At 43.7% G+C, this 13,434-nt stretch carries 9 protein-coding genes; 4 read left to right on the top strand and 5 right to left on the bottom strand.

Features of this window, described 5'->3' with window-relative positions; translation table 11 throughout:
- Positions 1-106 precede the first annotated feature (106 nt).
- The 3 genes from V7K79_RS14000 (at position 107) to V7K79_RS13990 (ending at position 6,518) form a co-directional block, all read left to right on the top strand.
- On the top strand, positions 107-2,761 hold the full coding sequence (locus V7K79_RS14000) for a TIGR03960 family B12-binding radical SAM protein (RefSeq protein ID WP_335048498.1): 2,655 nt from the start codon (positions 107-109) through the stop codon (positions 2,759-2,761).
- A gap of 935 nt (positions 2,762-3,696) precedes the next feature.
- Complete coding sequence (locus V7K79_RS13995; protein ID WP_335048497.1) at positions 3,697-5,844, top strand: Rne/Rng family ribonuclease; 2,148 nt, start codon at positions 3,697-3,699, stop codon at positions 5,842-5,844.
- 8 nt (positions 5,845-5,852) lie between these two features.
- Entirely contained in the window at positions 5,853-6,518 is a 666-nt protein-coding gene (locus V7K79_RS13990) for a ribonuclease HII (protein WP_335048495.1), read from the top strand.
- On the opposite strand, the gene V7K79_RS13985 is transcribed toward V7K79_RS13990, so the two are convergent.
- Positions 6,519-7,106, bottom strand: coding sequence for a DUF1997 domain-containing protein (locus V7K79_RS13985; RefSeq protein ID WP_335048493.1), 588 nt, complete (start codon positions 7,104-7,106; stop codon positions 6,519-6,521).
- A 457-nt stretch (positions 7,107-7,563) separates the two neighbouring features.
- Here V7K79_RS13985 and pheA point away from each other — a divergent pair, with 457 nt between their 5' ends.
- Positions 7,564-8,439 carry a prephenate dehydratase gene (gene pheA / locus V7K79_RS13980; protein WP_335048491.1) on the top strand — a complete coding sequence of 292 codons (876 nt, stop codon included), beginning with the start codon at positions 7,564-7,566 and terminating at the stop codon, positions 8,437-8,439.
- A gap of 78 nt (positions 8,440-8,517) precedes the next feature.
- On the opposite strand, the gene V7K79_RS13975 is transcribed toward pheA, so the two are convergent.
- The 4 genes from V7K79_RS13975 to fusA all read right to left on the bottom strand — a co-directional run bounded on the left by V7K79_RS13975 (position 8,518) and on the right by fusA (position 13,342).
- On the bottom strand, positions 8,518-9,165 hold the full coding sequence (locus tag V7K79_RS13975) for an LON peptidase substrate-binding domain-containing protein (protein ID WP_335048490.1): 648 nt from the start codon (positions 9,163-9,165) through the stop codon (positions 8,518-8,520).
- 345 nt (positions 9,166-9,510) lie between these two features.
- Positions 9,511-9,828 carry a 30S ribosomal protein S10 gene (gene rpsJ, locus V7K79_RS13970; RefSeq protein ID WP_008232935.1) on the bottom strand — a complete coding sequence of 106 codons (318 nt, stop codon included), beginning with the start codon at positions 9,826-9,828 and terminating at the stop codon, positions 9,511-9,513.
- Between the two features lie 182 nt (positions 9,829-10,010).
- Positions 10,011-11,240, bottom strand: a complete 1,230-nt coding sequence (gene tuf, locus V7K79_RS13965; protein ID WP_335048488.1) for an elongation factor Tu — start codon at positions 11,238-11,240, stop codon at positions 10,011-10,013.
- A 23-nt stretch (positions 11,241-11,263) separates the two neighbouring features.
- Positions 11,264-13,342, bottom strand: a complete 2,079-nt coding sequence (gene fusA, locus V7K79_RS13960) for an elongation factor G (protein WP_335048486.1) — start codon at positions 13,340-13,342, stop codon at positions 11,264-11,266.
- Positions 13,343-13,434 lie beyond the last annotated feature (92 nt).

Raw genomic sequence — 13,434 nt, 5'->3', positions numbered from 1 at the left:
TTGTAAAGGAGTTGTAAGTTGCAACGAGAAATTATGTTATAAAATCTAATTCAATGCTAAGGTTGGGGTTGGATAGCTGTAATTAAGGTAGCTAGAAGATAGCACAGTGGTTGTTGCAGTTGAAAGATTAATAACGTCAGATATTTTAAAACCAGCCCGTTATCTGGGTAACGAGCTGTTAGCAGTACATAAACCTTGGGATACGACAGCAATACATTGGGTTTTAACCTACCCAGAAGTGTATGAAGTCGGTGCATCTAATTTAGGGCACGTTATCCTTTATAACATCTTAAATGCCCAACCGCGTCAATTGTGCGATCGCGCCTACCTCCCAGGAAAAGACCTGGCAGCCAAACTACGCGAAACTAATACGCCATTGTTTGCGGTAGAGTCAAAGCGATCGCTGACAGATTTCGACATTTTAGGCTTTAGCCTCAGTTACGAACTGGGTGCAACTAATATCCTGGAAATGTTGGATTTGGCAGGAATTCCTTTAACATGGCGAGAGAGACAGAAACTCAGGGAATCTACTGATACCCAGTCATCCTTTCCGTTGATTTTCGCTGGTGGGCAAACAGCGACATCAAATCCTGAGCCTTATGCTGACTTCTTTGACTTTATCGCCCTAGGAGATGGAGAGGAACTACTACCAGAAATTGGCTTGGTGTTGGAAGAAGGCAAACAAGCTAGATTGAGTCGGGAAGATATATTACTGGATTTAGCACAGATACCAGGCGTATATGTCCCTCAATTTTACGACATGGCAAAGGATGGCTCAGTTCATCCTTGTCGCCCGGATGTGCCAAAACGAATTCTGCGACGGGTTGCAACTCCGATACCAGCATATTCCATCGGGTTAGTTCCCTATGTAGAAACGGTTCATGACCGCTTGAGTATTGAGATTCGGCGTGGTTGCACTCGTGGCTGTCGCTTCTGTCAACCAGGAATGCTGACTCGACCAGCACGGGATGTAGAACCTGATAAAGTTGTAGAAGCAATTGAACAGGGAATGCGAGCAACTGGTTACAATGAGTTTTCCCTACTATCTCTGAGTTGTTCTGATTATTTATCCCTACCAGCAGTGGGGATGGAAATCAAAAATCGCTTAAAAAATGAAAATATTTCTTTAACTCTACCAAGCCAACGGGTAGACAGATTTGATGAGAATATTGCCAATATCCTGGGAGGTACGCGGCAAGGTGGACTGACTTTTGCTCCAGAAGCTGGGACTCAGCGGATGCGAGACATTGTGAATAAGGGGTTGACGAATGAAGAATTGTTGCGAGGAGTGAAAACGGCTTGGGAACAAGGCTGGGATAAAATAAAGTTGTATTTTATGATTGGCTTGCCAGGTGAAACGGATGCTGACGTTTTGGGCATTGCGGAAACAGTAAGCTGGCTACAGCGAGAATGTCGAGGCAAAGGCAGAAAACCCCTAAACTTTAACCTGACAATTTCTAACTTTACGCCCAAGCCTCATACACCATTCCAGTGGCACTCAGTTTCTACTGCTGAATTTAAGCGAAAACAAAACCTGTTGCGGCAAGAATTCCGCCGAATCAAGGCAGTGAAGGTAAATTTTACCGATGTCCGCATTTCGGCAATGGAAGATTTTGTGGGACGAGGCGATCGCAATTTGAGCAAAGTAGTTCGCCGTGCCTGGGAATTGGGTGCAGGTATGGATTCCTGGTATGAAAATTTAGATCGGGCTTTTAGTGCTTGGGGAGATGCGATCGCCCAAGCCGATTTAGATTGGAAATACCGCCAAGTAGAAAATGGCGAATGGAATTTGTTTGACATAGAAGCGCACAAGGGCACAGAAGCACAGGAGAATACCCCACTCAGCACTCACTCCCTTGATATTCCCCTACCTTGGGATCATATTGATACCGGGATTGACAAAAAGTGGCTCAAAGAAGACTTGCAACGCGCTCTAGAAGCTGCAATTGTACCCGACTGCTCTTTTGAAGGTTGTTCTCATTGTGGCGTCTGTGGCACCGACTTTGGGCATAACGTGGTGATTGAATCACCTACTATCCCAAAATTCACTGGTGAGTTTGTCCCCAACACAACTAAGGCGCAAAGACTGCGAGTTTGGTTTGGAAAACAAGGTAATATGGCTTTGATCAGCCATCTCGATTTACTCCGTCTGTTTGACCGAGTTGTGCGGCGAGCAAGCTTACCAATTGCTTTTACTGGTGGATTTCACCCAATGCCACGGATTTCTCTAGCAACTGCTTTGGCTTTAGGAGCTACTAGCAACTGTGAAATTGCAGATTTTGAGTTAACTGTGCCAGTAGAAGTTGATGCTTTTAGAGAAAAGTTGGTTCGGGAAATGCCCACGAACATACCTATATATAATGTGGAGCAGATAGATTTAAAAGCTAGTGCCGCTACCCAACTGCTAGAGTCCGCAGAGTATTTAATTACTGTAGCAGCACTTGCAGAAACAACACCCATACAATGGCAAAGCTGGATTGATACAATCAAAGCAAAAGAGGAACTTTGGTACGAGCAAATAACTAAATCAGGCAAAAGCCAGTTAATAAATCTGCGCGATCGCTTATTTGAACTGGAATTAGTAGAAAACTACAATTGCGTTGCAGAATCTATGTCATCTGTAATCCGTTATCTAGGTAGCTATCGCCAGGACGGTTTGCTGTTGCGTCCCGAACAAATCCTGTTTATGCTACAAACAGTGGCTAATATAGAATTTCAACTTTTGCATATCCACCGTAATCGGCTAATTTTAGGGGTATAATCCCTGTAGAGCAACTTGCTAGTAGTTGTCCGAAGATGGCAGATCGTAGGAATTGATTTTTAGCAAGGTTGCGTTAGAATAGGGTGAAGAGAAATTTTCTGGCGCTGCATTGAATTAGCTGATTCACTACCCTGGTATTCAGGGGGCAAAAGCAAAAAAATTAGAGTGCAACTTCTAGGATTTTATTCTAGACAAACAAAAAGCAGATTAAAGAATGCACACTCTCTCTATAGCTACCTTGTGAATCAGTAACTAACAGCAGGCTTAGTTAGCTTCTCCAAATTCATGCTTTTAAAACAACTGCTGAATGTCTAATCCACGTAGTGCCCAAGAGCTAGTGCATTACTTTTTTTAAAGTTAAAGCAACTGCTGTCGGTTATGCCGAATTGTAGACGTTCGCCAGACGCGCAAAGCGTTGCTTGTCTTAGGCTAGAGCGAATCGAGGTAAGGTAGTAACTGGAGCTGTTGAGTATAACCCTAAAATAAATCCGGGGAATGGAAAATAGAAATAGCTTCTTTTTCTTAACGAATTCAGTAGGTTCCTCTCAAATAAAGCATCTTGAGTTAAAATGCTTACTCAGGATTTAGAACTTCAACTCAGAACTCTCTTGATTGAGAGTATTGCATTATAAATCAACCACAGACGGTTGATTTAATTGCTTAAACGATATGCAGCAGTTCTGGAATAATCAGCCGTGGAAACGCTCTTAAGAGCGCCAATAGCTATTTAACTTAGAAGCTCAGATTTGTGATTTTTATTACCAGTAGCGCTTTTTGAGGGTTGCGAGGGCAGCGAAAGTATAATATCAAACCGAGAAAGACTGGTAATTAAAACTGACGCCAAGACGCAGGTAGTTTTGAATTATTAAGTAATTAACCGGACTTGATACAAAAACCTCAAACCTGTAAGTGCTGCCAATTTTTGAGGAAATTGAATGCCAAAACAAATTATCATCGCGGAGCAGCACCAAATTGCTGCGGTTTTTTCTGAAGATCAAATACAGGAACTTGTTGTTGCTACAGGTCATCATCAAATAGGTGACATATACTTAGGAGTAGTAGAAAACGTATTACCTGGGATAGATGCGGCTTTTGTCAATATTGGCGACCCAGAGCGCAACGGTTTTATTCACGTCACCGACTTGGGTCCATTGAAGCTTAAGCGTACCGCATCGGCAATTACAGAACTACTAGCACCACAACAGAAAGTTTTGGTGCAAGTAATGAAAGAGCCAACAGGGACAAAAGGGCCCAGGCTCACAGGTAATATTACTTTACCCGGACGCTACGTGGTACTGATGCCTTATGGTCGGGGCGTAAATTTATCCCGACGGATTAAAAGTGAAAGTGAGCGCAACCGCTTACGAGCACTGGCGATTTTGGTCAAACCGGCGGGAATGGGTTTGCTTGTACGTACAGAAGCAGAAGGCAAACCCGAAGAAGCGATTATGGAAGATTTGGAGTTACTGCAAAAGCAATGGGAGGCGATTCAGCAGGAAGCCCATTCCACCCGTGCCCCAGCATTACTCAACCGAGACGATGACTTTATCCAGCGCGTATTGCGGGATATGTACGGCGCGGATGTAAATCGGATTGTCGTGGATTCCAGTACTGGTTTGAAGCGCGTCAAACAGTACTTGCAGAATTGGAGTGGCGGTCAAACACCGCAGGGATTGTTGATTGACCATCATCGCGATCGCTCCTCAATTTTAGAGTACTTCCGCATCACTGCTGCGATTAGAGAAGCCCTGAAACCGAGAGTAGACCTACCTTCTGGCGGTTACATTATCATTGAGCCGACGGAAGCATTAACCGTAATCGATGTTAACTCAGGTTCCTTCACGCGATCGGCAACAGCTAGAGAAACAGTTTTGTGGACAAACTGCGAAGCGGCAACAGAAATTGCTCGTCAGTTGCGTCTGCGAAATATCGCTGGGGTGATCGTCGTTGATTTCATCGATATGGAATCGCGACGCGATCAACTGCAAGTTCTCGAACACTTTAATAAAGCACTCAAAGCAGACAAAGCTCGTCCCCAAATTGCCCAACTGACCGAACTGGGTTTAGTAGAATTGACCCGCAAACGTCAGGGTCAAAATATTTATGAATTGTTTGGTGAAACTTGCCCCACCTGTGGCGGTTTAGGACATACTGTGCGTCTGCCTGGAGAAATCGAAAACCGATTACCGATACCAGCACCAGCAGAGACACCAGATCGCGAGCGTTTTATATCCTTGCCTCACCGAGAACCACGTCAACCATCTGCCCGGATCCCGGAACCACGAGAAACCTATGATGGATTTGGGGAAGCATTTGACAGTGACTCGGAATTGAGCAACCTAAATCTGATCAATCATCCTAGTTATCAAGAACTTAATGATAAGCGCCGTACCCGGACTCGCCGCAGTCGAATTGGTGTCAATGGATTAAACGGCAAAGATGAAGCTCGGATTGTTCCCAATCCCCTGGCTTTTGTTAATGAGCCAGACTTAGACCTTGATATGGAACCAGAACTAGGAGTTGCACCAGAAATTCCCTCACCCACCCTTGGTAAACCAGGTTGGAGTGAAAGAGTAGAGCGTACTAAAATTATCAAGGCAGAACCAGTTAAGCCAGTGGTAGAACCACCGGAAATTAGAACTGTAGAAATGAGCCTCCAAGAACAGGATATATTTGCTTTGATGGGAATATCTCCCTTGGTGAAGTTAGAGCAAGAGGTTAAAAATACCAAGTCTGTGATTATTAATGTGATTCAGCCCGGTCAACAACCAACGACCCCAATTGAATCAACCTCAGAATCAACTATTGTTCAAAAAGCAACACCGGAAATAATCACTATTGCCCAAAAGGCAACACCGGAAATCACTGCCAGCAAGATACCGACACCAAAAGTTATTGAGCCAGAACAAAAATCTTTGATTGAAGAGACAACTGAACCATCGGAGTTGACTGTGGATCCTTCGGGACGCTTGTCTGCAAAAGCTGCCGCCGAAAATGAGAACATAGATGAAAGCGAAGCTAATAGTAGCGCCACTGCCAACCGCCGCCGCCGCCGTCGTTCCTCAGCGATCGAGGATAATTAATTTATTTTATGGTAGAAACATCGCCAACACCTTTGGAACAATCCACTTGGATAGAGTTTTCTACCTTCTCAGGAATTCCAGGGTTGATTGCAGGTGTGGATGAAGTAGGGCGAGGCGCTCTGTTTGGCCCTGTGGTGGCGGCAGCAGTGATTTTACCAGATCACGCTTTGCCAATACTGATAGCAGCTAAAATTAAAGACAGTAAAAAGTTGTCTAGTTCTCGGAGAACTCAGCTAGCGCAGCAAATTTGTGAGCTAGCTATAGACTGGAAAATTGGGTTTGCTTCTACTGCCGAAATTGACAAGATAAATATTTTGCAAGCAACGCTGTTAGCAATGAGGCGGGCTGTGCTGAAGTTAAAGCAACAGCCCACACTCTGCTTGGTTGATGGCAATCAGTCAATCAAAGATTTGCAATTGCCGCAACAAACAATAGTTAAAGGGGACGAGCGATCGCTCGCTATTGCCTCTGCTAGTATTGTCGCTAAAGTTTGGCGTGACGATCTGATAATACGTCTAGCATTAAAATACCCTATGTACAATCTGGAGTGTAACAAGGGTTATGGTAGCCAGCGGCATAAGCTGGCTTTGCAACAATACGGGCCCTCGCCCCTACATCGTCAGTCTTTTCGTCCTTGCCAAATTAAAAGTCTGAGTACTTCCTTGATTAAATAATTACTCAGCATTCAGGATTGGTAATTCAGTAATATCACTGTCAAGTTCTTTATCTTTGGTTTGTGATATTACCCAGTAACGATAATCCGTCAAAAGTTGATTTAATAACCGTTGCTTAACCGACAACAGCACGCTTTTGAGCAAACCGTTGCCAGTAGCTTCTAAAATCGGCTTGGGAGTGAAGGAAAATGGCGGTGGGAAATCCACCAGCACTTCTAAATCAGCTTTTCCTTGCAGGCGAGTGCCAGTACTAAACTCTTTGGGAGACAAATACCCTTTTAAATTAAGAGCAAAGCGCTGGTTAACATACTCAAATCCTAAAATTTCACAGTTTAGCGATCGCAAATAAATTATTCCATTTGATTCTGCCCAAACTCTCATGTCTACAGTAGGTTGAATATTCAATGACATAAAAGTTAGCGGACGCATTTTCAAGCGAAATACTTCCTCCGAAAGCTGCTGAATCCGACTATTGTCAACCAAAGCCTTAACCAGACGTTGAGGCTGACGCAAGTAGTGCTGAATGGGAATAGGCTGCTCTGGAACAGCGATTTCAACCGATTGGGAGGCAGTAAACCGGGTAGCCATGAGCTAATAAAAATATCTGTTTCTTAATTTTAATATTTTTTTAACAACTTCTTTCTGATTATTAGAAAACTACAGAATTTATTGATTATAAAAATGATTGTTGCTTATCAGCTATATATCATTAACAAAAAGTTGGTAGGCTCATTCTATCTTTAGTTCAAGAAATATAGATTATAATTTTAGTCTTGACACAAAACCCATAATATGCTTACTTTATAAGCCAATATCATTCCTCTTAAATCTTTAGAGAAATTTAGCAAAAAACTGCTAGGAAATCTATATACTAAAAGACTGATTTGCATAACTTGTTTTCTTGAATACATATTTTGTTTTATCCGTTTAGTGCGTAAATTTTAAACATAACAGTGTTTAGTAGAGTAGATGTTGAATATATTTTCCAAACCAAAATATCATAATCTCTGTTTAGGCATTAAACTTACAACTCAACGCTAAAAGCATGACTTTATCGATCGCACATTTAGGGCCTCCCGGCACTTACACAGAACAAGCAGCTGTTTTTTATGTCAATTGGTTTAGCAAAAGTACGCGAACTGAAGCTATATTGTGCCCTCATACTACTATCCCTCAATCACTGCACGCCGTTGCTAATGGTCAAGCTCACTTGGCTGTTGTGCCAGTAGAAAATTCTATTGAAGGGAGTGTGACTACAACAATGGATACACTATGGCAGTTAGACAGTTTGCGTATTCAGTTGGCTTTGGTATTACCCATTGCCCATACGTTAATTTCTTGCGCGTCTAATTTAAATAAAATTAAAACTGTTTACTCTCACCCGCAAGCTTTGGCACAATGTCAGGGATGGTTAGAGCGGTTTCTCCCAACTGTGGAGATTATTCCCAGCAATTCCACAACCGAAGCACTACAACGATTGCAGCAAGATACAACAACGGCAGCGATCGCTTCTAGTAGAGCAGCTCAACTCTACGATCTGCCGATACTTGCTAGTGGTATCAACGATAATCCAGAAAACTTTACTCGTTTTTGGGTGGTAAGTCAGGATAAAGTGGACGCTGCATACCAGACAACAAAACTGCCTGTTAGTCACACATCACTGGCTTTTAGTATGCCTGCCAACACACCCGGAGCATTGGTAAAACCTTTGCAAATATTTGCTCAACTAGGAATTAACCTCAGTCGGATAGAATCTCGTCCGACGAAGCGATCGCTAGGCGAATATTTATTTTTCATGGATTTAGAAGCAGATGCCAAGGAAGCACAAATGCAATCTGCTTTAGCAGAATTAATTACTCACACAGAGATTTTAAAAATTCTTGGCGCTTACAATGTTTTAGCGATCAACACCCTTACTTGAAAAGTTAAGAGTTATCTATTTGGGACTATAAATTATAAGTTGTCAATCTTTTATTTTTTGTTATTTCTTTCTAACTCCTCACTTTTCGTTAAATGTGTCTTTGAGAACAGCGCGAGCTGCCAAGTGATTCCGAGTAGAAGTTAAAATTTCTGCTTCCCGTTCTAGACGAGTTACAGTATCTTGCATTTCTAACAATAATTGCTGCTCTGCGGCGACACCATAAAGGTTACTAGCTACCCAATAAGATAATTCTGTTGGCAGATCGGGCAAATCTTCTGGCAATTCAATATTTTGTTCGGTTAATTTGGCTGACAGACGTACAACATCTCGCAGTAGTTGTTCTACTTCAGTTGATAAAGGTCGCAAATCTTTAGTAGGTGGTTGGTCTTCAATCCACTCAACTAAACCAACGCGATATGGCTTTTCACGAACATACTCTAATACACGAAATCTTTGCTGCCCTAAAGTCATCATCTTGATCCGATCGTCTGGTAGCCGTTGATGATGAATGATTTCAGCACAACAACCAGTGTTTGCAATTGTACCTTTGACTGGATCAAACATCAAAACACCAAACCTGCGATCGCTCTCCAAAATCGTGTTCATCATGATTCGGTAGCGAAATTCAAAGATGTGCAGGGGTAATGGCCTAGTAGGAAACAAAACTACTTCGGGTAACGGGAACAGAGGTAGTTCGCGAACTGCAATTTTAGAAGATGATGTCATTGTTATTTTGAGATAAACTTAATCTTTAAAATTTCTTTTTCTCTGCTTTTCCCGTATTTTATCTACATTCTACCATTTGTTTCCTAGCTAAATAAAAGCCCTGAGATATATTTCTTCAGGGCTGTGTAAATATTCATACTAATGTCATTTGTCGTCTGTTACAAAGTTCTGAGCGGAGGTTTCCTTTCCTCAAGGCCAGTGACGCTCCTGCGTCGCTACCGCTGACGCTCGATGACTCGCTAACGCTTCGCTATCGCTAACACCCAAGTCGGGAAACCCTACCGAGAGCGACTAGCTCGACTTTGCGCTTTATTTTTCGTCCTTTGCTAATAACTAATGACTAAATTAAAGTTTGACTTCAATATCTACGCCCGATGGTAGATCCAATTTCATCAGGGCATCAATAGTCTTAGAAGAGGGCTGGTAAATGTCAATAATCCGGCGATGAGTACGGGTTTCAAAATGCTCCCGTGAATCTTTATCTACGTGGGGCGATCGCAGCACACAATAGATCCGGCGTTTTGTTGGTAAAGGAATTGGGCCTATAGCTGTAGCGTTGGTGCGGTTAGCTGTGTCTACAATCTTCTCGCAAGATGTGTCTAATAACCGCCTGTCAAAGGCTTGTAAGCGAATTCTAATCTTCTGCTGCTGTAGAGTTGCCATCTTTAATTTTCCAGGTTCTGCGTAATTAAGGGAGTATTTACAGGTAATAGGTTACAGGGTAAAAATTACAGAAAACTATTACCTGTCCCCTGTAATCTATTACCTTATTTATAGAGGGAAGAGAAAGGAGCAGAGAGGCAAAATCATACCATCTCTGCTCCTTTGTTATGAGCAAAAAGGTGCTACTTGATAATTTTGGAGACGACACCAGCACCGATGGTGCGACCACCTTCGCGGATAGCGAAGCGCATTCCTTGTTCAATCGCGATCGCGTTGATCAATTCTACTGTCATCTTGATGCGATCGCCTGGCATCACCATTTCTACTTCTTTGCCTTCATCGGAGGTGTAGGCTTTGATAGTACCAGTTACATCGGTTGTCCGCACGTAGAACTGGGGACGGTAGCCAGCGAAAAATGGAGTCTTACGACCACCTTCTTTTTCTGTTAAGACGTACACTTCACCTTCAAATTCATTATGAGGTTTAATTGAACCTGGTTTGGCAATTACCATACCCCGTTCAATATCAGCCTTCTGGATACCCCGGAGTAGTACGCCAGCGTTATCTCCAGCCATACCTTGCTCAAGACTCTTCTTGAACATTTCAATACCAGTTACGGTAGTAGCGCGAGTATCTCTGATACCCACTAGTTCAACGTTATCGCCAACTTTGACTATACCCCGTTCAATCCGACCAGTGGCTACAGTTCCACGACCTGTGATTGAAAACACGTCTTCTACAGCCATCAGGAATGGTTTATCAACATCTCGCTCAGGTGTGGGGATGTAAGAATCTACAGCATCCATCAGTTCATAGATTTTGTCTACCCAAGGATTTTCTCCTCGTTGGGTCTTAGGATTCTTGGTCATTGCTTCTAAAGCTTGCAGACCAGAGCCTTTGACAATAGGGATATCATCGCCAGGGAAATCATAGCTGCTTAACAGTTCTCTCAGTTCTAGTTCCACTAGTTCCAAGAGTTCTGGGTCATCCATCAAGTCTTCTTTGTTCAAGAAGACAACCAGACTAGGAACACCAACCTGTTTTGCCAACAGTATGTGTTCGCGGGTTTGAGGCATAGGACCATCAGTAGCAGCAACTACAAGGATACCTCCGTCCATCTGTGCAGCACCGGTGATCATGTTCTTCACATAGTCAGCGTGTCCTGGACAGTCTACGTGAGCATAGTGTCGATTTACAGTTTCATACTCTACGTGAGCGGTATTGATGGTAATACCCCGTGCCTTTTCTTCTGGGGCATTATCAATTTGGTCGTAGCCCTTAGCTACAGCCTGACCCGTAGCTGCCAAGGTCATGGTGATGGCTGCTGTCAAGGTAGTTTTACCGTGGTCAACGTGGCCAACTGTACCGATATTGATGTGGGGTTTATTCCTTTCAAACTTTGCGCGTGCCATGAATACTCATTTCCTTATTTTAACTAAGCGTTCCCTTTGCTTTTTGCAATGATAGTTTCAGCTACGCTGCGAGGCACCTCTTCGTAGTGGCTGAACTCCATCGTGAAGGTACCCCGACCTTGCGTTTTTGACCGAATATCAGTGGCGTAGCCAAACATGCTCGCCAGTGGAACTTTGGATGTTACCTTAGCGAGTCCCTTTTCGGTGCTTTGGCTTTCAATTTGCCCTCGGCGGGTGTTGAGGTCGCCAATGACGTTCCCCATATAGTCTTCAGGAACTTCAACTTCAACTTTCATCATAGGCTCTAAGATGACAGGTGAAGCTTTTAGCACAGCCTCTTTCATCGCCATTGAGCCAGCGATTTTGAAAGCCATTTCTGAAGAGTCTACATCGTGGTATGACCCATCAATTAGCGTCGCTTTAACGTCAATCAACGGATATCCAGCTAGAACACCAGATTCGCAGCTTTCTTTCATTCCTTGTTCTGCGGGGCCAACGTACTCTTTAGGCACTGTACCGCCAGCAATTTTGGAAACGAATTCAAAGCCAGTACCGGGTTCTCCAGGCTCCAAATTGATCACAACATGACCGTATTGACCTTTACCACCACTTTGGCGGATGAATTTGCCCTCAACTTTGTTCACAGCTTTCCGAATTGTTTCTCGGTAAGCTACTTGTGGGGCACCTACATTCGCTTCCACCTTGAATTCTCGTAACATCCGGTCTACTAGAATTTCTAGGTGTAGCTCTCCCATTCCCGCGATCACGGTCTGGTTTGTTTCCGGATCGACGCGGACACGGAAGGTGGGGTCTTCTTCTGAGAGAGATTGCAGAGCCTTGGACAGCTTGTCCATGTCGTTTTTGGTTTTGGGTTCAACCGCTACCGAGATTACAGGCTCAGGAATGAATAGAGATTCCAGAATTACTGGTGATCCATCATCACAAAGCGTGTCACCTGTCAAGGTGTCTTTCAATCCCAAAGCTGCTCCCAAATCACCCGCTCGCAGTTCATCGACATCTTGCCGATCGTCTGCCTTCATGAGAACTAAGCGAGAAATCCGTTCTTTTTTATTCTTACTAGCGTTGAGAACGTAGCTGCCCTTTTTCAGGACACCAGAATAAACACGAACAAATGTCAGGCGACCGTAAGGGTCAGCCATAATCTTGAATGCCAGAGCTGCTAGGGGTTCGTTGTCATCAGCCCGCCGCTCAACAGTATCGCCATTGAGCAGTAAGCCTTGAATTGGCGGTACTTCACTTGGCGCTGGCAGGTAATCGATAACGGCATCTAGCATCAGCTGTACGCCTTTGTTTTTGAATGCCGAACCACAAAGTACTGGTACAATTGTCCCCGCAATTGTGCCTTTACGCAGGGCAGTTCTAATTTCCTGCTCTGTAAGTTCTTCGCCCTCGAAGTACTTAGTCATCAGAGCATCATCTGTTTCGGCTGCGGCTTCTATTAGCTTGGTGCGGAATTCGTCTACCTGCGCCTGCAATGCTTCCGGGATATCGGTTTCTTGGATATCGGTTCCTTGATCATTTGCGTAAATATACGCACGCAACCCTACAAGGTCAACAATACCTTGGAAGTCGTTTTCACTACCGATTGGTAGTTGAATGGCGATCGCATTTGCTCGCAGGCGATCGCGGATTTGGTCGTGAACTTTATAAAAGTTCGCTCCGGTGCGATCCATCTTGTTGATAAAGGCTATCCGAGGAACTTTGTAGCGTTCTGCTTGCCGCCACACTGTCTCAGACTGCGGTTGCACGCCGCCCACAGAACAAAATACTGCGATCACACCATCCAACACGCGCATGGAACGCTCAACTTCAATTGTGAAGTCTACGTGACCTGGAGTATCGATAATGTTAATTTGATGATCTTTCCAACTGGTACTGATCGCAGCAGCAGTAATGGTAATTCCCCGTTCCCGCTCCTGCTCCATCCAGTCTGTGACGGCAGTTCCTTCATGAACTTCGCCAATTTTATGAATTATCCCAGAGTAAAATAATATTCTCTCTGTTGTTGTTGTTTTGCCCGCATCTATATGCGCCGCAATACCAATGTTGCGTACTTTCTCTAGCGGGATCGTGCGTGCCACAGCTACCTCCTACAGTTTTTGCCTCATGATATCTTGTATATTACTCTTTGTTAAGATTCTATACTTTTACGGAAAACCGTCTTTTTGTGTAA

Source organism: Nostoc sp. (assembly GCF_036917575.1).
Classification (GTDB): domain Bacteria; phylum Cyanobacteriota; class Cyanobacteriia; order Cyanobacteriales; family Nostocaceae; genus Nostoc.
This window is presented reverse-complemented; position numbering and strand designations above follow the sequence as displayed.